This is a genomic window from Aliamphritea spongicola (assembly GCF_017051665.1).
Classification (GTDB): domain Bacteria; phylum Pseudomonadota; class Gammaproteobacteria; order Pseudomonadales; family Balneatricaceae; genus Amphritea; species Amphritea spongicola.
In genome coordinates this window covers 16890-37423 of record NZ_JAFIDL010000012.1, presented here as the reverse complement: position 1 = coordinate 37423, position 20534 = coordinate 16890, and the positions used below count along the sequence as shown (strand labels likewise).

21 protein-coding genes and 1 tRNA gene are annotated in these 20534 nt (G+C 47.3%); 15 read left to right on the top strand and 7 right to left on the bottom strand.

Annotated features, from left to right (window positions below):
* The first annotated feature begins 28 nt into the window (after window positions 1–28).
* The gene (locus tag JYB63_RS22000) at window positions 29–469 is read left to right on the top strand and encodes a DUF2214 family protein (RefSeq protein ID WP_205660090.1); all 441 of its coding nucleotides are present in this window, start codon (window positions 29–31) and stop codon (window positions 467–469) included.
* Between the two features lie 12 nt (window positions 470–481).
* On the top strand, window positions 482–1096 hold the full coding sequence (locus JYB63_RS21995) for a DUF6151 family protein (protein WP_205660089.1): 615 nt from the start codon (window positions 482–484) through the stop codon (window positions 1094–1096).
* Window positions 1097–1161: 65 nt separating this feature from the next.
* Here the strand turns inward: JYB63_RS21995 and JYB63_RS21990 are convergent, their stop codons facing one another.
* The 3 genes from JYB63_RS21990 to dctP form a co-directional block, all read right to left on the bottom strand.
* On the bottom strand, window positions 1162–2451 hold the full coding sequence (locus JYB63_RS21990; protein WP_205660088.1) for a TRAP transporter large permease: 1290 nt from the start codon (window positions 2449–2451) through the stop codon (window positions 1162–1164).
* A 12-nt stretch (window positions 2452–2463) separates the two neighbouring features.
* Window positions 2464–3012, bottom strand: coding sequence for a TRAP transporter small permease (locus tag JYB63_RS21985; RefSeq protein ID WP_205660087.1), 549 nt, complete (start codon window positions 3010–3012; stop codon window positions 2464–2466).
* Window positions 3013–3102: 90 nt separating this feature from the next.
* A complete protein-coding gene (gene dctP / locus JYB63_RS21980; RefSeq protein ID WP_205660086.1) occupies window positions 3103–4101 on the bottom strand; it encodes a TRAP transporter substrate-binding protein DctP in 999 nt (332 codons plus the stop codon).
* A 472-nt stretch (window positions 4102–4573) separates the two neighbouring features.
* On the opposite strand from dctP, the gene JYB63_RS21975 reads away from it, so the two are divergent.
* Window positions 4574–5620, top strand: a complete 1047-nt coding sequence (locus JYB63_RS21975) for a GlxA family transcriptional regulator (RefSeq protein WP_205660085.1) — start codon at window positions 4574–4576, stop codon at window positions 5618–5620.
* An 11-nt stretch (window positions 5621–5631) separates the two neighbouring features.
* Here the strand turns inward: JYB63_RS21975 and JYB63_RS21970 are convergent, their stop codons facing one another.
* The gene (locus JYB63_RS21970; RefSeq protein ID WP_205660084.1) at window positions 5632–6411 is read right to left on the bottom strand and encodes a hypothetical protein; all 780 of its coding nucleotides are present in this window, start codon (window positions 6409–6411) and stop codon (window positions 5632–5634) included.
* Window positions 6412–6583: 172 nt separating this feature from the next.
* Between JYB63_RS21970 and JYB63_RS21965 the strand changes: the two genes are divergently transcribed.
* The 3 genes from JYB63_RS21965 to JYB63_RS21955 all read left to right on the top strand — a co-directional run bounded on the left by JYB63_RS21965 (window position 6584) and on the right by JYB63_RS21955 (window position 10096).
* A complete protein-coding gene (locus tag JYB63_RS21965) occupies window positions 6584–6910 on the top strand; it encodes a hypothetical protein (RefSeq protein ID WP_205660083.1) in 327 nt (108 codons plus the stop codon).
* Window positions 6911–7543: 633 nt separating this feature from the next.
* Window positions 7544–8482, top strand: coding sequence for a LysR family transcriptional regulator (locus JYB63_RS21960; RefSeq protein ID WP_205660082.1), 939 nt, complete (start codon window positions 7544–7546; stop codon window positions 8480–8482).
* A 39-nt stretch (window positions 8483–8521) separates the two neighbouring features.
* The gene (locus JYB63_RS21955; protein ID WP_205660081.1) at window positions 8522–10096 is read left to right on the top strand and encodes a hypothetical protein; all 1575 of its coding nucleotides are present in this window, start codon (window positions 8522–8524) and stop codon (window positions 10094–10096) included.
* On the opposite strand, the gene JYB63_RS21950 is transcribed toward JYB63_RS21955, so the two are convergent.
* Window positions 10093–10620, bottom strand: a complete 528-nt coding sequence (locus tag JYB63_RS21950; protein WP_509149418.1) for a restriction endonuclease — start codon at window positions 10618–10620, stop codon at window positions 10093–10095. The genes JYB63_RS21955 and JYB63_RS21950 overlap by 4 nt on opposite strands.
* A 541-nt stretch (window positions 10621–11161) precedes the next feature.
* On the opposite strand from JYB63_RS21950, the gene gltX reads away from it, so the two are divergent.
* Both gltX and JYB63_RS21940 read left to right on the top strand, forming a co-directional pair.
* On the top strand, window positions 11162–12655 hold the full coding sequence (gltX, locus tag JYB63_RS21945) for a glutamate--tRNA ligase (RefSeq protein WP_205660079.1): 1494 nt from the start codon (window positions 11162–11164) through the stop codon (window positions 12653–12655).
* Window positions 12656–12810: 155 nt separating this feature from the next.
* Window positions 12811–12886, top strand: a tRNA-Ala gene (locus tag JYB63_RS21940).
* 133 nt (window positions 12887–13019) lie between these two features.
* Here JYB63_RS21940 and JYB63_RS21935 read toward each other — a convergent pair.
* A complete protein-coding gene (locus tag JYB63_RS21935) occupies window positions 13020–13397 on the bottom strand; it encodes a diacylglycerol kinase (RefSeq protein ID WP_205660078.1) in 378 nt (125 codons plus the stop codon).
* 292 nt (window positions 13398–13689) lie between these two features.
* On the opposite strand from JYB63_RS21935, the gene JYB63_RS21930 reads away from it, so the two are divergent.
* Window positions 13690–13905, top strand: coding sequence for a hypothetical protein (locus JYB63_RS21930; protein WP_205660077.1), 216 nt, complete (start codon window positions 13690–13692; stop codon window positions 13903–13905).
* Window positions 13906–14581: 676 nt separating this feature from the next.
* On the opposite strand, the gene JYB63_RS21925 is transcribed toward JYB63_RS21930, so the two are convergent.
* The gene (locus JYB63_RS21925; protein WP_205660076.1) at window positions 14582–15091 is read right to left on the bottom strand and encodes a hypothetical protein; all 510 of its coding nucleotides are present in this window, start codon (window positions 15089–15091) and stop codon (window positions 14582–14584) included.
* A 515-nt stretch (window positions 15092–15606) separates the two neighbouring features.
* Between JYB63_RS21925 and JYB63_RS21920 the strand changes: the two genes are divergently transcribed.
* The 6 genes from JYB63_RS21920 to dusA all read left to right on the top strand — a co-directional run bounded on the left by JYB63_RS21920 (window position 15607) and on the right by dusA (window position 20513).
* Window positions 15607–15939: a hypothetical protein gene (locus JYB63_RS21920; RefSeq protein WP_205660075.1), complete on the top strand. Its 333-nt coding sequence runs from the start codon at window positions 15607–15609 to the stop codon at window positions 15937–15939.
* Window positions 15940–16146: 207 nt separating this feature from the next.
* The gene (locus JYB63_RS21915) at window positions 16147–16395 is read left to right on the top strand and encodes a GlsB/YeaQ/YmgE family stress response membrane protein (RefSeq protein WP_205660074.1); all 249 of its coding nucleotides are present in this window, start codon (window positions 16147–16149) and stop codon (window positions 16393–16395) included.
* Window positions 16396–17280: 885 nt separating this feature from the next.
* Complete coding sequence (locus tag JYB63_RS21910; RefSeq protein ID WP_205660073.1) at window positions 17281–17424, top strand: hypothetical protein; 144 nt, start codon at window positions 17281–17283, stop codon at window positions 17422–17424.
* A 110-nt stretch (window positions 17425–17534) separates the two neighbouring features.
* Entirely contained in the window at window positions 17535–18266 is a 732-nt protein-coding gene (locus tag JYB63_RS21905) for a hypothetical protein (protein ID WP_205660072.1), read from the top strand.
* Window positions 18267–18408: 142 nt separating this feature from the next.
* Entirely contained in the window at window positions 18409–19239 is an 831-nt protein-coding gene (locus JYB63_RS21900; protein WP_205660071.1) for a DUF2971 domain-containing protein, read from the top strand.
* A gap of 260 nt (window positions 19240–19499) precedes the next feature.
* Window positions 19500–20513, top strand: coding sequence for a tRNA dihydrouridine(20/20a) synthase DusA (dusA, locus tag JYB63_RS21895; RefSeq protein ID WP_205660070.1), 1014 nt, complete (start codon window positions 19500–19502; stop codon window positions 20511–20513).
* The last annotated feature ends 21 nt before the right edge of the window (window positions 20514–20534 follow it).

Genomic DNA, 20534 nt, shown 5'->3' with positions numbered 1-20534 from the left:
CCGCTAATACCGGCAACAGGACCCTGCAATGGAAGAGCTTCTTGTCAGATATCTGCACTTCACCGGCCTGATCATTCTGGCCGCGGCACTGGTCAGTCAGCATCTGCTGCTACGTAAAACCATGACCCCGGCCGCCCTGCGGAAAATTGCCGTTATCGACGGCATTTACGGTGCAGGCGCTATGCTCATGCTGGTCAGCGGTTTACTGCTATGGTTTATTGTCGGCAAACCGGAAGCCTTTTACTCCGGTAACTTTATCTTTCACACCAAACTTCTGCTGTTCGCGGTAATTGCGACTCTGTCCACAATTCCAACCTGGTTTTACTTGCGAAATCGCCGTGCAAACACCAGCAGAATTCCTGTGCCCCGACGAATTATCCGGATTATCCGGGCTGAACTGTTATTATTGCTACTAATGCCTTTTCTGGCGGTCACAATGGCCCGAGGGATCGGCAGTACGGCCGGCTAAAGAACAACAACCATGACCGACATACCTCTGCAATGCCATTGCAGCGCGGTGAAAGGCATCGCTAAAAATGCCTCACCCACCAGCGGTAACCGCCTAGTTTGTTACTGCCGCAGCTGTCAGGCATTTGCACAATACCTTAAATCAAACCAGCAGGCCGAAGACCACCAGCCTGTTCTGGATGCCGACGGCGGTACTGAAGTGTTTCAGATGCCACCGGCCCATTTACAAATCACCGAAGGTCACGAACATATTGCATGCCTGAAACTCTCCCCCAAAGGCACGCTCCGCTGGTATACCCGCTGCTGTTTTACACCCATAGGCAATACGCTAACAGCCGGTGTCCCCTTTATTGGCCTGATCCACAGTTTTATCCGGCTGGATGCCAAGGAGCGCCAGCAGATTCTGGGAGATGTTAAGGGCTATATTCATGCCAAACATGCAACCGGCACCCGGATCAAAGCTGCCAGACACAGCGGCATGCCCCTAAGCATCACTATAAAGATCATTTTCCGGCTGCTGATCTGGAAAATTCGCGGCTTAAGCCACCCTACACCACTCTTTGATACCCGGGGCAACCCCATCGTAAAACCAGAAGTCATTCAGCACGATACCCATCCCCTACGCTGATACATAAAAAAAAACCCCGGTGCCGAAACAACCGGGGTTTTGAACCGTGATCTTTACACGGGCAGTTAACCCATTAATAACTCTGGCAAGAACAGAGACACCTGCGGTACATACGTCGTGATAATCAGCGTCGGTATCCAGGCGAATGCAATCATGATCAGCGTTGGTTTCAGCATGGCACTGACACGTACATTCGTTACCCGGGAACCAAGATACAGCAGTGGTGCCGTTGGCGGTGTAATATTCCCCATCCCCAGGTTTACACCCACAATTGCTGCAAACTGAATAGGATCAACCCCCAGTTCAACCACAATCGGGAATAACAGCGGAGAGGCCAGTAACACGCCACTGACATCGTCCATCAGCATGCCGATCAGAATCATCACAACGTTAATCATAATCAGCACAACAATTGGATTTTCAGAGACAGAGAAAATCAGCTCCTGAGCAAGGCCCGGGATGTCTTCAAAAATCAGCAGCCGGCTGACAATCATCACCATGAAGAACATCACCATGACCACACCGGTGGTGGTTGCAGACTGTACCAGCGCTTCTTTGAAGTTATCCTTATTCAGGCCTTTATAGATAAAGAACCCCACAGGAATGGCATACACCACAGCAATACCCGCCGCTTCAGTCGGCGTCATAATACCGCCGTAAATACCACCCAGAATCATGAATGGCATCAGCAGCGCCGGTAACGCAAAACGGCTCTTGCGGGTCACTTCGCCAACAAAATCATCACTTGGCGGCAGGGTTTTAATACCTTTATGCTTGCGAAGCATAAAGAAGTTAACGATACACAGCAGCGTAACCAGAATCAGGCCCGGTACAATCGTCGCCAGAAAGCACTTCAGCACCGACTGACGGGTCACCCAGGCATAGATAATCTGAATGGCACTAGGGGGAATCAGCAACCCCAGTGGGGCAGCATTGGTAATCAGGGCGGCAGACAATCCTTCAGGATAATTCGCCTTACGCAGCTGCGGCATCATAATACTGCCGATACAGGTCAGGGTTGCAGTAGCACTGCCGGCAATCGATCCGAATACCGCACTTGCTCCCACAGCTGTATATGCAATACCGCCTTTAAAGCGGCCAACAAATAACTCTGCCAGCTCAACCAGAGGCTGAGCAATCTTGCCCCGCTCCATAATCGTACCGGCAATAATGAACAGAGGAATCGCCAGCAGAACCAGCACATTCATGCGCCAGTGCCCTGAGGTTAAAAAGCCAGCCGGATCATGATCACCGGTCAGCGACATATAGATCAGTGCCAGGCCAAAGGCGAACGGTACCGGAATACCGATCAGCAGGGCGACACAGATCACTAATAGTGTCAGAAGAATTAACATAAAGCCTGCCTGTCAGATGTGTGGTGGAGTTTCGTTATCTTCCCAGACGTCGCTCGGCCCGGAACGCAATCCGCTATAGAGATGCAGAGCGGTATAAAAGGTCATGAAGACAAATCCGAGGAAAATACCCAGTTTCGGAATAAAGAAAGGCAATTCCAGCCCGGTGGTACGCTGCCAGTCAGGATAAGCAACCACTTCTTCCTCAACCATCAGCCAGCCCCAGTAACTCAGCACCAGCCCGATCAGCACTTCAAGAAAAATCGTAAAGTTAACCACCAGCCATTTTTTACGCGGGTCATCCATGACTGATAATAAAAAGTCGGCTTTGACATGGGTGTTTTCATAACTTCCCATTGCACCGCCCAGAAAATAAACCCAGAAAGCCAGCATCAATACCCATTCTTCATACGCAAAAAGGTCTGTTTGAAACCAATAACGCAGAATCACCACAAAGAAAAACACGAATGCCATAATCAGGCTGGCAGCCGCCAAAAAATACTGTTTTATTTGCAGCAAGAAATTAACCAGACTTCTGAGCGGGCGCGGTATATCTAAATACATAAAGCACCTTTTTTACTCAGAATTAAAAACAAAAGAAGGCTGCAGTTAATAACATTTTCACTACAGCCATCTTTTCAGACAAAGGAACCGTTACAGATCTGCAACGATTTTATCCAGGTTTTCCTTACCCAGACGCTCTTCCAGCTTAGGCCATGTCTTGGCACGGATCTCATCAGCAATCGCACCACGCTCAGCATCGGTAATTGGCAGAACCTTTACGCCGAACTCTTCCAGTTTTTTCAGATTGGCCGCATCATTCTCGCGGCTCCAGTCCACAAACTTGGCAGCAGCACGGGCGAAAACATCTTCGATAACCTTACGCTGTTCGTCGTTCAGCTTCTTTTCCCAGGTTTTCTTACTGGCGTAGTAAGCATAGTTTTCAACAAATGCGTTATACGGCACATAGTTGCTGATCGCTTCTTTAAAGGTGGTATAGGTCGCTTCTGGTGTTGCACCGATCATGCCATCAACCACACCCTGCTGGATCGCTGGGAATGCGTCACCCCAGTCAATTGTGGTCGTGTTATAGCCCATATCCTGAGTGGCCAGCTTCGCAGACTGTGCACTCCAGACACGGATGTTCTGGCCTTTTGCACCGGTGGTACGGTAGTTTTCAGGCTCTGTTGAAGCCATTACACCAATGAAACCTTCAGCGGTAATTCCCAACAGTTTAAGGTTCAGTTTATCCATACGCTGATCAAAAAGAGTGTAGAAGTTAGAACCCGGGCTGAAGACTTTTTCCATTTCGTCATAGTTCGAAACCAGATACGGCAGAGAGTTAATCTCCAGTACCGGATCTTTATGGCTGTAAACAAAGGAATGGACGATATCAATGGTACCGCGCGCAGCTTCACCTAAAAGCTGCTCACCTGAACCCAGCTGACCGGCCGGGTACAATTTAATTTTCAGATCGACACCTGCTCCCTCAAGCTCATCCTTAATCTGACGTAACACTTCAGATGCGTACTGATCAGGCGCATGCTGGCTGGCAATCCGCAATGTAGTCGCGGCCTCTGCAGAAGTGGTTAAAACCGCACCCAACATCATGCTGCTGGCAATCAGGGATTTGAAGCTGGACATTTTACTCATGAGGAACTCCGGAAATATTATTTTTATATATATGCAACTGATAAAAACTCACCTGCACAGCTAAAACTATTTACATCAACTACAACCTTGCAGCGTGTTTCGAATAAACAGTTAAAACGTTTATACACAGAGAAAAATAATATTTCTAACCTGCCAAAATCAGCCTCAAAAAACGTCTAACCAAAGAATTATTAACACTTTGTAAAAAACCTTAGCTAACCGCATGTTTTATCGTTTTTATATTTATATTTATCTAAATGATATAAATACCCTGTTACACCCAACAATTACTTCCACCAATACATTTACAAAAAATTACAGCCTGTTTACAAAATAAACATGCTGCACAAACATCCCCACCAGTAACTTACTGATCAAATGACAGTCAAACCAAAAACGTACTCTGGAAAATTACAACTTTTCAGAGAAAACTGTTATAAAAGCGCCTTAACCTGTGAGAACTCAGCAACCAATGAGCGCACCAAAAGATACCCGTCAGTTCAGTACCCCGCTTCGTGAAACCAACCGCCGTTTCCTCCCGGGTGAAACCACGTCAGAAAAACCGCTGCACGTCGCATTCGTTCTGCTGGAGCATTTTTCTATGATGGCCTTTACTGCAGCCGTTGATGCGCTGGTTACCGCCAACCTGGTACGCACCGCACCATTGTTCAGCTATCAGACCATCGGCCTGGACAGCACTCAGGTAAAAAGCGATTTGGGAATTGAGATTTCCACCGGCACCCATCTGTCGCAACTGCAAACAGATACAAAAGATAATTACGACATGCTGATCGTGTGTGGCGGCTACCGCTGCAGCATTGATGTTCATCCGGCACTGACGGAATACCTGAAATCACAGAACACCTCCCAAATTATTTACGGCGGCCTGTGGAATGGTGCCATTGCGCTGGCTCAGGCAGGCCTGATGGATGACACTCAGTGTGCAATACACCCTGAGAATCACGCCTTCATTAAGGAAAAGTATCCCAAGGTACACGTCAGCGATCAGATTTTTGTCACGGACAACAACCGTATCAGCTGTGCCGGCCCAAACAGCGCGCTTGAGATGATGCTGAAAATCATTGAACGCCTGCAGGGAAAAGACATTGTCCGGGCAATCCGGGAAATTCTCAGCTGCGATCAACTGGCAGAGAACAGCCAGAATCGTCTGACGCAATTATCAGACAAAGCAAACTTACCTGAAAGTCTCAGAGAACTGATCCAGCTGATGACCGCTAATATCGAAGAGCCTCTGAGTGTCGAAGAACTGTGTAATTTTGTCGGTGTGTCGCGGCGTCAGGCAGAACGTCTTTTCCAGAATCATCTGGAAACATCACCCAGTAAATACTACCTGGAATTACGGATTACTCAGGCGCGGCGACTGCTGTTACAAACCAGTCACAGCATTACTGATATTGCACTGGCCTGCGGCTTTGTCAGCTCCAGCCACTTCAGCAACTGTTATAAAGACTATTTTGGTACTGCCCCTACTTTTGCACGGGAACAGCACCGTCAGTAAAAAGGGTTTAATCAACCGCTTTCCAGACGTACATCCATCAGTAAACCGGCTACCGGTTCAACCCCGTTATCCGGTGCAGAAAACAGCGGCTGGACCATAACTTTTTCGGCACAGGTATCAATGACAACCACACCCTGAACCTGAGTTTTCAATAGATCAGTCAGGCCATTTGTTACTGCATTATCATAATGCTCCCAGCAAAGCAGATAACCCTCTTCAACCTGCAGAATTACGTTATCAGAGGTTTCATTACTTCCTTCAAGCCAGTCATTCGCAATGGCAGAAATTTGCGCATACTGATCCGACATCCCGTGTTCATCACGGCTTTTCATTACCAGACAACGCAGCACTCCTGAATGCCAGTCAATTGCTGCATCCTTCAGATAGACAGGTTTGGAATCTTCCAGATTGCCGGACCAGGCCACCGGAAAAAAAGACCGGCTCTTGGGAATGTCCCCTTCCCGGTTGAAATTAAACACAGTCCCATGCAATGTACCATAGGCCCGCCCCGCAACCGTTTCACGGGTTGCGGTTTTATAAACGTCCTGACTCGAGTAAATCACTAATGCCAACTCATCCGGTAAGGTAAATCCGGAATCGGGCAAAATCAGAGGAAAGTATGCCTGCAAGCCTAACGGCTGCATTTGCTGCACAGTTGCAGGTATAAAAATTTTCCCCAACTGCTCACTGAATCTCTGCCAGTCGGCCGCCATGGAGGCAATGCGAAATCCTTGCCAGACACGTATCCCTGCAGGATGTATCCGCCTGACAGGTGCTGTACCCTTATCCATCACCACCTCCTATCTAGCTGATTTATAAGCAACATTTCTTATAGCCGATACTAAAGACTAATGCCAGCCGGATTTCCCGGATTGGCAATCCTGAACTTACGGTTGGCCTTTACTAAAGGGAGCCGCTAAAGTTTGAAGCGTTAAATGAGCAACCGCAGTAAACCGAGACAAGATGCGCGTAAAGACGATATGTAACGACACAGAACATCCTATTCAGGTCACCCTGTATGTATCGGGCAGATCGAACAGTGATGTTACCCAGACTCCCTACGGAACCCGTAGCGTTGAGCTGGAACCGGGACAAATCAGCGACGTCAATTTTGGTGATATCCGGCATAACTATCTACACGGTGTAAAGCTCGAAGCAAACATTGAAGGAACAAAAGTGATCAACCAGGGCATGGTGGATTTGCTGGACTCGGTCTTCGACCGTGTCATTAACAACGAAGAACTGCTGGAAATTTCACGGCTCCGGCAGTTACTGGTCAGCCCGGTTTAAAGATTCTTCTAGGTCAGGACTTCAGGAAAGATAACGCCACAGGGATGCTGGCGGGTAAAAGGATTTAAAACACCAGGGACAGGCAGGGACAGATAACCCCATATGGAAATGGGAAGTGCGCTGAAAGGATGATACGCACAGTGGATGGGTTGTTGGGGAAGTGGACTTCCTCCCAGGGAAAAAAATTTATAAAGGTCTAAAAGGATTCAGACAGCAGGGACTGCACTGAAACAAAACGGAATTATCAGGGATAAATGCTTTACAAAGTGCGTAAACGGATATGACGTACCATGGAACGAATATTGCGGCCCGGATGCCCACAAGGATGATACTACGCACAGCGCCAAAACGGATTTGGCCTCTATAGAACAAAGCCATCACGGAACGGCAAACAGCGGAGCCTGTTTAGCCTGAAAGCCAGCGAAGGAACGCATGTTCTATAGACCACAGCTTCGACGGATCTCTCCACCCACATGGACGTGGACACTTAACTTTCAATAAGATAAGTACGCAAAGACAATTTTTTTGCATATAATTGCGAGTTCTTGGCATGGATCGCTCTTCATTGTTATATCGGAATATAACAATCAGCAAGGGATGTGACGAAGAAAACTGTTATCACGGATCCGACAGATGAATTTCGCCAGTCAGAAGTACCTCAAGCTAGACCCCAAACTCTTCAAAGCTTTTATGGCTGTGGCTGAATATGGCTCATATGCTACCGCCGCAAAGAAATCTGCCCAAAGCCCTTCTGTGGTTTCTGATCACATGATCAAAATCCGCGAAACACTGGGGCATGATGTCGTCATAAAAGTCAGTGACACCTATAAACTCACCAGTGCCGGCAAAATGCTGCAGCAATATATCCGCCGCATTATGGATGTCACCGCTGAATTCCATGACGGTCTCGATCAGGGACAGGAATCCATGGAAGGTATGGTGCGCTATGCAATGCCACCTTCATGCCTGCAAAGCCCGCACTTCCCAATGCTGTTACAGCGTCGCCTGGACTTTCCCGGTATCGCTCTTCAGGTTGAACTGTGCCCGACGGAAGCGGTAACCCAATCAGTCATCGATGACCGTTTTGATTTTGGCTTCGTTACTGAACGTATTGAGCACCCTTCACTGCGCTACATTCCTTTCTGTGAAGAAGAATACGTACTGGTCTCAAGTTCCCGTAACACCCTTGACGAACTCCAGCCGGAAACCGTCATGGACCACCGCTTCATTAACTATCCGGGAATGGACGTGTGCTTTGACCTGTGGGCCAGACACTTTATGCCAGAAGCCAAAACACTGACTGCCCGCTCGCTGTATCACACCGGCGATATCAACGACATTGTCGGTGCAATTAAGATGGTTATCGGCGGCTTAGGTATCAGCGTATTCCCCCGTCACTGTGTGGAAGCCTATCTGGAAACCGGTGAACTGGTTGAATACGACAAAGGCGACTTGCCACCGATGATGAATACTATTTACATCACTACCCGACGGGACATCAGCCAGCCACGGCGTGTGGAAACCGTCATCCAGTGGTTCCGGGATATGCATCCTGAATTCCAGGAAGAATAACCGCACCATTCAACAGCAGCACTTATCGTGGGGACCCATATGGATATTAAAAACATTACTCTGTTTGCCCACAACGGAGACTGCTGGGTAACACCTCCCAGCACCATGGAAAGCCTGTGGGCCGGACTGGGAGGTGGTGCGAACGGCCTTTGCCTGGATGTACTGCTAACCCGGGATAAGCAGATTATCTGCACCCCTAACGCCTCCCTGGAACATAGCTGCGGCGTACCTGCTCAGGTTGACAGCATGAACCTGGACGCTATCCGGAAACTGGATGCAGGCAAAACCTGGCGATCAAGTGAACTGGATAGCAACTATCAGCCCACCGGCGCACAGGGTGAAGATACTCCCTGGGACGCCAGCAGCCAGCGGCCAGTAGTGCTCAGTAAACTGGAAGACGTTCTTCGAATCTTTGGCCGCCGTACCCAGCTGCTGATTCGCCTGCATGATCTGACATATGAACACCAGTCCGAACTGGCCACTTTACTGACAGAGCTGCTAAACCGCTTTGGCCTGGCAAAACGGGCCTGCATCATTGCGCCAATTGCTACCTGCCAGCTCATGCGCCAACAGGGATATCACGGAGAACTGGCAGCAGACCTTACCCGGATGAACGGGCTGAGCCCAGCTACCCTTGATGCTGCCAGCTGCGTCGACACCGATTACCAGCTAGCCTGGGCAGAAGAATTCGTCAGCTATTTTTTAAACGGGAACCGCCCCGTTCAAAACGAAAACTGGTTACTGATCACCCAGCAGCCTTTTGCCCCGACTCCTGAAACAATCAGTGCCCTGAAATATGCCGCCCCTCATATTGCCGGACTGATCGCCAAAGGCGCCCTGCCAACCAGCGAGCAGTTACTGCCACCGGCACAGGTAATGCAGGATAATTTTGACGGCGACCGGATTGACCGTAACCTCTGGACGGCCGGTTACAGCCATACCAACCAGGACACCCGGATTTATCAGGAAGACGGGTTACACATCGATATAAAACAGGGCGGCGAATATTCAGGTGCTGCGGCCGTCACCTGTGACTGCTATCACGGTGATTTTGATGCCCAGGTGGACTTTCATGTCGCGTTCCCCCATCAGGGAACCACCTTTGAAATGGCCGCCATCGGCATCGATCCGGGCTACTTCAACATCAGCAACGACAACCTGAACGGTAAAAAAGTTAACCTGACATTTGATGTTCATGGTGCACCGCCTTACGCATCCAGCGAACGGGATGAAGATGACGGCTTCCGGACGGGGTGGAATAACAGCTTTAACCTCACCAAGATTGGCAGTGTCAGCCAGGAAAATGGTGAACTGAAAATTGACGACTGGGTTGCCAGTTCCGTCAACATGTACAACAAATACCGGCGCGATGTGGGCTACGGTGGTAATGATTCCCCCGCCGGCACACTGCGGCTGATCCGCCGCGGACCGGTATTCAGCTCATATTACAGAGATGCCCTGAATAAAGCCTGGGTTTGCTCCGGTACTGTGTTAGTCCATAACCTGCAAAGTGAAGCTTTCATCCGGCTGGCAGCCAAACACTGGAAAAAACGCAATCCGGAACCGCCAAAAAATAAAGTTACCTTTAAACAATTCAGACTCTTCCAGTATTAAACCTGACAACCGGGAAGGCTTAACTGAGCATTCCCGGCATCCGGTAACAATTCAGAACCGACAGGTCGCGCATGACTCTGTAATTCAGACACCACTTCGTGCTTCAGCGAAAACAGTGTCAGCGTCGCCCCCAGACTGTTCTGAACGGCCTTGCTCAGATCATCCCGGGAAACAACTGATAACCAGCGTACAGGACGAATGTTAGCGTAGCGGTCAACCCACTCATCCTCAGTAACATGACGGTACTCTCCCAGATCTTCACCCAATAAATACACCCTTCGGTCTGGCATATATGTAATAACCAGATCGCCGGCACTGATCTGCTGTGCAAACCGATGCAGCATGCTCACTGCGTTACTGACTTTCGCGGGCTTCTCATCACCGTAGGCTGATACGTAAGCCCCGTGCAGCTCTGCCATATCGGCATAACCGGCAAGATTACCCAGACAATTCCACCCCAGTGCCACACAGCTCCGGCTTGCAAAAAGCTCAGCTAAGCGGCCTCCTTTACTAGCCCTTACCATCCAGGCATTTTTATATTGCAAATGACTTTCCGTCCTTTCTGTTTATCCAATCGCATCAGACGCACCGTCTGTACAGCGCGAAAGGCGTCATTATATACAGCAGCCGCACGCTGAATAAAACAACCTCTGAACAGGTTACCTCCTGTAAATATCCTATTATTCAGATAAAAAAAACGCCCGGTTCAGAAAACTCTGAAAACCGGGCGCTAAAGTCCACAGAAAGCACAGCTGAACAACAGCCGTACCTCTACTACAGCATGAAGTATGCCAAGATGTTAAAACAGTGCTTCATTCAAAATTAATCACAGCGAATATCGCCTGTATGCCCCATCTTCCTGAATAATCTGATGCCATTAACAGACTGACACCTTACCTTTCATTGCCGAAATACTGCCCCCGAATAAAGCAACGCCCACCTGTTTGCACCAGTATGTTCCCAGACTGACAGCGCCAAACCGCCATCAACATGATGTACCCCACATCGGCAACGGAGTATAATGCGCGCAATTTTACTTAACCCGATTTTGTTAGCAGGATTCTGATGACTGTTCGCACCCGTATTGCACCTTCTCCTACCGGCGATCCGCACGTTGGTACCGCCTATATTGCTTTATTCAATCTGGCTTTTGCCCGTCAGCATGGCGGCGAGTTTATTCTTCGTATCGAAGATACCGACCAGACCCGCAGTACCCCTGAATCCGAACAGGCCATTCTTGATTCTCTGCGCTGGCTCGGAATGGACTGGGACGAAGGTCCTGACAAGCCTGGCCCGCACGGCCCGTACCGTCAGAGTGAGCGAAGCGAAATCTACCAGAAATACACTCAGCAACTGCTGGACGAAGGTAAAGCCTTCAAATGTTACCGCACTGCTGAAGAACTGGACGAACTGCGCAATCAGCGTCGCGAACAGGGTCTGCAAACTGCCCTGAAACAAAGTGATCTGGCCCTGCCCGCTGAAGAAGTTGCTGCCCGTGAAGCGGTAAATGCGCCTTATGTGGTTCGTATGCAGGTACCTGAAGAAGGCGTCTGTGTCTTCGACGACATGCTGCGCGGCACCATCGAAGTTGAATGGTCGCAGGTAGACTGTCAGATTCTGATGAAATCCGACGGCATGCCAACCTACCACCTGGCAAACGTTGTCGACGACCATCTGATGGAAATCACCCATGTATTACGGGGTGAAGAATGGATCAGCTCTGCACCTAAGCACCAGCTGCTATATAAATACTTTGGCTGGGATATGCCGGCACTTTGCCACATGCCACTGCTGCGTAACCCGGATAAGTCAAAGCTGTCCAAGCGTAAAAACCCGACCAGCATTATCTACTACCAGCGTATGGGTTACCTGGCAGACGCACTTCTGAACTATCTGGCCCGGATGGGCTGGTCTATGCCGGACGAGCGTGAAAAATTCAATCTGGAAGAAATGATCGCCAACTTTGATATCAGCCGGGTATCACTGGGCGGCCCGATCTTCGATCAGGAAAAACTCAGCTGGCTGAATGGCCTGTGGATCCGTGAAGACCTGAGCGACGAACAGTTCGCCCAGCAATTCCAGCAATGGGCACTCAATCCTGAATACCTGATGCAGATTATTCCACTGATTAAACCACGGGTGGAAAAGTTTACCGACGTAGCACCGGTTGCCGGCTTCCTGATGTCGGGCATGTTGCCAATCACTGAAGAAAGCTTCGCTCATAAGTCACTGGAACGTGACGATGTTCGCAAAATTCTCCAGTACGCTTCCTGGATGCTGGACGCCGAACAACAGTGGAACAAGGACCGCCTGTTCAGCCAGTGCAAAGCGCTGGGCGACGCGATGAGCTTCAAGGTTCGTGACTTCCTCTACCCGTTATTTATTGCGATCGCCGGTACCAGCGCCAGTGTTTCAGTCGTTGATTCTATGCAAATTCTGGGACCAGACATGAGCCGCGCCCGTATCCGTCACGCACTGAATACCGTCGGTGGCCCATCTAAGAAAGAAGCTAAACGTTGGGAAAAAGAATACCGCGAACTGGCTAAATCCCTTGGTTAATATCCAAAGGATCTGACACCAAGCCCGGGCAAACTGTCCGGGCTTTTTTATTTATAAATTAAACACTTGGCCTTTGCCGGAAAATTCTGAAGATTTGTACCCGGCAGTGCTTGACAGTCTGCAGAGTCGTCATTAATATAGCCGCCATCTTGTGAGGGGCCTTAGCTCAGCTGGGAGAGCGCAACACTGGCAGTGTTGAGGTCAGCGGTTCGATCCCGCTAGGCTCCACCAACTTCAAAGAAGTTAATCACCAGATCCCAAATTAACCAGCCATAAGCTGGTTTTTTTGTGCCTGAAGTTTGACGTACTCAAAGCCCCCCTGCCTGCAAGCCAAGCAACTAAGCACAGTTGCTCTTACGTGCAATCAGCCAAATACCCCGTTGTCGTAAAGCACACCGCCCCACACAACAACCGTAAGAATGATCATCAGAAAGACACCTGCTGACCCCATATCTTTGGCACGCCCTGCCAGCTCATGATATTCAGAACCCCAGCGATCAACGACTGCTTCTATTGCTGAATTCACAATTTCAAATGCCAGTACCAGAAGACAACTCCCCCACAACAATGCAAGCTGGACACCACTCTGTGCGATCCAGACCGCTGCCGGTACCAGTAACAACATCGCCGCCAGCTCATAGCGAAATGCCTGTTCTTCTTTATATGCAGCACGGAACCCCTGAATAGAGTATTTAGTTGCATAATAAAAACGTCGGATTCCACTGTTCTCGCTTGGTTTCATATGTGTATAGCTTGTATTAAATGGATGAAAGAATATCACTGATTATTAAGCAGCAATTATAGGCTTATCAGCCTGAGCTTACAGCCTAAATTTTAATCTGCAGTACCAAGGCAAAATAATTTATCAGCTCAAAAACTTAAACAGTCTGAGATTTGGTGCTAAAATTTGTTTTAGGTTGCTTAAAAAATTCTATGCAATGCAACCTTCTACACGGAAGGAGCATGACTTTGCCGTTTGAGTCCCAAGCCAGTAAGGAAATCTCACAGAAAATTTTCAGGTTTACTGCCTTTTCATGAACAAGAAAGACATTTTTGAAAGCCTCGCATCATTAAGCATCGAGCAATTGAATAAATTGCATCTAAAAATTGAGCAAAAAGTAGCTGAGAAAAAAGCCCGTGCTCAACGGCTCAGCTCTGTGCCGCCCCGTAACCAGTCAGACCTGGAACAACTTGCATCACATCAGGGACTGGATCTCAGCGGTTTAATGCGGGAAATATCCAAACGCTAACGCATCTCTCTTTTTAAACTTATAGCGAATAAATATATGCTAATAATGTGATTACCGTTAACCCGGAAAGTTAACGCTTTTCCGGGCCTAACAGCGTATTAAAGCACGGTAAACTAACTATCATTCCATTAATTATTCGACTTAAAAATAGTCTGCTTCTGAAAACCTGAAACTCGTATCTAACCATCAGTTTTTAATCTCGAAAAACAGCTTCTTACCTAACAGCCAGCTTAATAAGCATACCCGCTGAAACTAAAACCGGCAGACAATAAACCCCGCTATATAAGCCAGCGAAATCAAGAGATTAAAAAGACACTTGCTTGATTAATATTTGAGCAAACACGTATAATATGATGGCACGGAAGCTTTCGTGTTGGCTGATGATCCTAATAGAATTAGCCAGAAAGGCAGCTCACTGTCCCCCAAGAGCTGCCTTTCACCAATCCTCTGAGATTCTCCTGACTTGCGATCCTCCTGATAAGCGCCTTATAATTCAAACGCTTGTATTACTAAGTGTCAGGAATGTCCCCCAGGCGCTTAGGTAAGCAGAGCTGCAATCCTGTTGCGGCTCTTTTAACAGGCATCTTCATACGGGACCGCGCAACAAAACTTATATGCTAATCCCTGTATCACTGTGCAAATAAGCGACACATCCCGATACTGAACTTTTGAAATTCTAAGAACCGCCCAGTACTTTTTCACTCATCGCAATAAAGTCCCGGAATAGCAACTCACACAAAGCCTCTGCTGCCGCACAATTCATATGCGTATGAATTCTGATGCTGCCATCACTGTTAATAATCTCGCGTCTGACAGCTGCAGGATAAGCGGGATGATAAACGGGTGGAAATGACCAGATTGCCTTTTCATCAGCAGTATTAACTTTAACAATCACCCAGTCCTCAAAAATACCCAGACCGGACTTAGGATACCTCTGTAAAACATCGAACAGATGAATATATTCAACCGAAGAATCCACCTTCGCCACAGGCTCTTCTGCTGCAACATCATCAACCGGCACCGCCGTCGCCAGTTTTTCTTTTTCACCATCCACCGACGCACAACCCGATAAAATTGCGATTAAAAACAAACTGATAAATCTCACATCCTCTCCCCGCCTGACCAGCCCCACCTCACCAATCTGAATCAGGCTTTCTGACAGTTTTCTGTCAAAAAATGTCGTCATATAAAACATGACCGCTCTATCAATATGGCCGGTATTAACCGAAATACAAGCAGTGTCACTTCACACTTTACTGAGCGTGAAACCATCAGAGCAGGCTATTTTGTCGCTAATCTAATACACAGCATACCCAATAACGAATAAAGATTAAGCAAATTGAAACGCCTGTTTGCTTGATTACGCATTATCCTTTCGTATAATGCGCCTCGCACAGCAGTAACGTGCTGGCAGATGTTCTCTCCGCAGATTGCCAGAAAGGCGGCTCACCGTCCCCCGAGCCGCCTTTCAACCTGAAGATCAGCTGGATTTATTTTCCATTATCCGCGCACAGTAAGTCTCAAAAACTTACCTGCCACCCTGCGTGTCGCCAGTTTTTGGAAAATCTGTTTATTTAAAAATCCACATAATGAGTAAGATATTACCCAGGTTGGGTAGTACATGTACGAATGATTATTATCTTCCGGAAAATCCCGCGATAGACTGATCAGTCACTGAACAGTCCAACAAAGGATCTCTGTATGGACGACATCATGGAAACGATATACACGATAAACTTCTTTACAGAAGGTTATACATTCATTGGATCTGCCAAACGTATCGGACACCTTCCTAAGGTTGGCAAAATACTCCATCTGCCAAAACTCGCCAAAAGAGCAGAAGGGCTCACCCATTTTCGGCTGAGTGAATTCTGCTATCAGGAAGAACACGGCGAACTGCAGCCACACTTTATGGCTTATGCAATTACTTCTGAACAGGCAAAGAAAGAAGCTGCCCCCAATACCATTATCCAACCAAGGATCAGCACCACAAAAAAGCAAGATAAAACGCTGCTTACTCTAATTAAAAGCTAAAACTCTTCACACCAAAAGACACAATCAAACCTGCTTCGTAGCAAGCAACCAGAGCACCTGCAGCGTTCCGAATAAAGCCTTTCAACCATACATACTCATCATCAGCTTTTGGTGCTCAGTACCTTGCAACTCCCCATAATTAAGCAATGATTCAGTACAGTAAACAGATCATTGCCAACAAATTAATCATTCATCAGGGCTATATTTATGGGTATTTTAAGCTGGATAATTCTTGGATTAGTCGCCGGTGCACTGGCACGCTGGCTGATGCCAGGCGAAGATAAAATGGGTTGGATTATGACAATGGTCCTGGGCATTGCGGGCGCTTTCGCCGGCGGCTTTATCGGCTCATTCATTGGCCTGGGCTCTGTCAGCGGATTCAATATCGCCACGATTCTTACCGCAACAGCCGGCGCTGTAATCCTGCTCTTTGCCTATAACAAATTCATTAAATAAGCGGATCAAAATTACGCATGGCCTGCCGAAGCAACAAGGCAGGTCATTTATACAATGTTATCTGTCACTGGCAAGCAAAACACAAAATTGACAGTAAGCTGCGTCTGCACAATCTTCATTTCAGCACTGCCAACCACAACTTCCCAATCCTGCTAATGCTGCCTCAATAAGCAAGACAACAGAAACGACTAAGTAAACACCCTGATTTTTATATAAAAATCAATAAATTAAAACGATCGTTTGCTTGAACAACCCAAAAACATCCATATACTGATGTTGCACTGCGAAATCAGTGTAGGCAGCAGATCCTCTCTCCACGAGCGCTGCCTGAAAGGCGGCCCAGTTCCCCCCCGAGTCGGGCCGTCTTTCACCAAAATAGTGAATACCAAAGTAGCAACTGCTCACCGGCTGGACGTATAATCCGAACGCTTGTTCTGAAGGCTGCCCAGCCAGTAGCAAGTTAAAGCCGGCGGTACATCCCCGGCTTTATTTATTTCCTGTCTTTGCACTCTCCCAACACAGATATTTTTCCGCAAAAATGAACAGCATTGTCCACCCGGGCGATTAATCCTATAATGTGAGCGCACACTCGCAATGTGTTGGCTGCAGTTCTTCTCTCCGTTGATAGCCAGAAGGCGGTGGTGGTGTCCCCCACACCGTCTTCAAACACCCTTCTCTTTAAGGTAAGTTCAACTACCGCTTTTTATCGAAACTGCTTCTCTCACAGGTTATAATCGCCGTAATGAATGTATCCGGTTTTCAGAGCATAACTCTGGCATTAATAATCGCCGAAACCTCAGAAAAACCACCTGAGCGACTTGCTCAAACTCAACCACAGATCCCTGAGCAAAGTCTAAAAACCTGAAGCCCAAATACGAAGTTCTGATGCCTAAAGATATAGTAGAACCAACAGTGAACAACGCCCTGAACTCAAGCCCCAGCCCAGCAACCATCACAGATACCGTCAACCGCCGCTTTACCGTGGCACCGATGATGGACTGGATACGCAAAGCCAATAAGCACATATAAATCAATAAGTTACGACAATCCATTTGTAACCCGTAGCACTAACGTAGCACCACTAAACCAAATCATCATATAAATAAACCATCAAAGCACTTAGATCAGGGAAAGCATCTATGAAGAAAGTAGCTAAACTCAAAGACTTTGTTTTTGATCACGCTATCTGGCTGATTAACATTCCCGTAATCGCTGTTGTAATCCTTACGTGGAATGCTGATAAGATAGACACACTTGACCAAGCAGCCAAAGGTGTTATTTCATTTTTTGGTAATTTAGTTGCGGCAGCCTATGGCGTTTTCTTAGCTATTCATCTGTCCAAAGGCAGAGATAAAAGAGACGATCAAGCAATTGCCAAAGCAGTGATGAAAGCTTGTAATGTTGAAAATGAAAACAACTTGTCAATTCTTGGCAAAAAAATTAGTGCCGCTCACGGCCAATACAATCCGACCAAACTTCACTCTGCGGTATTAACTGAAGCAATAAGAAATCATAGGGTCATAGAGAATGTAGGTGATTCCATGATACGAGCCATGCTAGCTCTGAAAAGTCGCTTAGCCGGGTTAGAAGCCACTGAAACGCACCTAATACAAAAACTGCCACATTCACAGTTCGAGCTTCGAGCTCTATGTAAACAAACTGAATTCATGGCTAACCTAGTAAGAAACCTTACTCGCTTATGGTTTACAGGCCTCAGCAACGACCAGATTGAGTACTGCTTCCGCAACTTTTTAGAACAAGAGCAATTAATGCTGAATTCCTTACCACCTTCAGATGTACACGCAATGCTAAACGGCTACGAAATCCTCCACACCAAACTAGAAACCGATAACACTCCTTCTAAGAACTAACTACAGACGGCAACAATCAATAACTTTTTGCTGCCCGTGAACTTTTTATATAAATTGACAGCTCCCAAACAAGAATTCCAATACAGCCGAGCCTAATGCACAATGCGCATAGCTACGATAATTCTATTAGGAATGACAACGGATGTTTTTCAAATACCTTCCACCCGAAAGAACAGACTGCATCACTAACTTAGCTATTCGATTCACCCCATTTACTTCTCTAAATGACCCATATGAATTTTCTTCAATAATTGATATCCAGGAATTGAAAGAAGATCTTTGTCGTCGATTCGATGACAAATTCTTGACTCCCCTTCCCACAGACCACCCCGCTAAAAGCAATCCATCTGAATATGAAAGGCTCAGATCAGAAGCAATTGAACCTATCTTAGAGAACTTTGATCCATCTATTGCTTCAGAAACAGTCAGGGAGCTACTTAGCGATAACTACGGAGTGTTATCTCTAAGTAGAACTAATCTAAACCTGTTAATGTGGGCTCATTATGCCAAAGACTACACTGGCTATATCATTGGCTTCGAAGACAACCACGACTTTTTCTACGCCTCTAGCCAAGCAGGGGGGAAAACATCCCCTATGTCAGTCATCTACTCAGAATTAATCCCAACCCTTAATCCTAAAAACCCAAGTACAACGACCTACGCGCACAAAAACCTTATGAACAACAAGCCTTTAGATTGGGCTTATGAACAAGAAATCCGAATAGTAAGAGCGCGGATGGAGGACCACCTAATCAATACAGGAGTAACAGATACATTTGGGAACAGAGTATTTCTTTCACCAATACCAAAAGACGCCATCCAAAAAATATACTTTGGCCCCAGAGCAACTGAAGAGACCAAATCAAGAATATTAAAAGCAATTGCAAAAAACGATATGCAATGTAAGGTCTATCAAGGCAGTCTTTCAAGTACTGAGTACAAAATTGAATTCAGTGAAATTCCTCTTGTTTAAATCTATCTACAACTCAAGATCTCCGCAGACAATCTAACAATCAGCACTTTGCTATAGCTCTACGACACAGTGTAAAATTACGCCCTCTCTTTCTATGTATCGACGATCAGAAATAAGATGCTTTTTTGGTATCCATGCCCTCTAATAAGGCCGTCTTCAACACTTAAAGAGAAGTGCTGCTACAAAGATTTCTTGTAGCATTTTCGTAGCCCTAATAGTGCAAAAAGGGGCAAAACAGGGCCTAAATAGAGCAATTTTACGTGTCAGAAAATCGAGCCAAATCTTCCCCGAAGCCCCACACCCCGCGGGATACAGTCAATCGAGCCTTCACCGTGGCCCCCATGATGGACTGGACTGACCGGCATTGCCGGTATTTTCACCGACTGATCTCTTCTCAGGCAGTGCTGTATACAGAAATGGTGACCACCGGCGCACTGATTCATGGTGATACTGAACGCTTCTTAAAATTCAGCCCGCAGGAACATCCGGTCGCGTTACAGCTGGGCGGCAGCAATCCTCAGGATCTGGCTCAGTGCAGCAAAATGGCCGAAGACTTTGGTTATGATGAAGTCAACCTGAATGTCGGCTGCCCGAGTGACCGGGTACAGAACAATATGATCGGTGCCTGCCTGATGGCACATCCGGAATTGGTTGCTGAGTGCCTGCATACCATGCAAAGCGCAGTTTCAATTCCTGTCACGGTAAAACACCGCTTAGGCATTGATGATATGGACAGTTATGAAGAGCTGCACCACTTCATTTCTACCGTTAAAGCGTCAGGCTGCAATACCTTCATCATCCATGCCCGTAAAGCTATATTGCAGGGCCTGAGCCCAAAGGAAAACCGAGATATCCCGCCACTGAAATACGAATGGGTGTACCGGATCAAACAAGCATTTCCGGAACTGGAGATTCTGATTAACGGCGGTATAAAAACTCTGGAGGCCAGCCAGGAGCATCTTCAGCACGTTGACGGTGTCATGCTGGGTAGGGAGGCCTATCAGAACCCTTATATGATGGCTGAAGTAGATCAAGTCTGTTATGGTCAGGACTCGTCTGTACCAAGCCGCACCGAGGTTCTTGAGCAGCTTTACCCATACATTGAAGAACAGTTATCTCAGGGTGCTTATCTGGGTCATATGACCCGCCATATTCTTGGTTTATTTCATGGTCAGCGAGGCGGCCGCCAGTTCCGTCGCCATATCAGTGAAAACGCCCACCGCAGTGGTGCCGGCATAGAAGTACTTAAACAGGCAGCGGAATTTGTTAAGTAAACGCGCCTTAGCACAATAAGA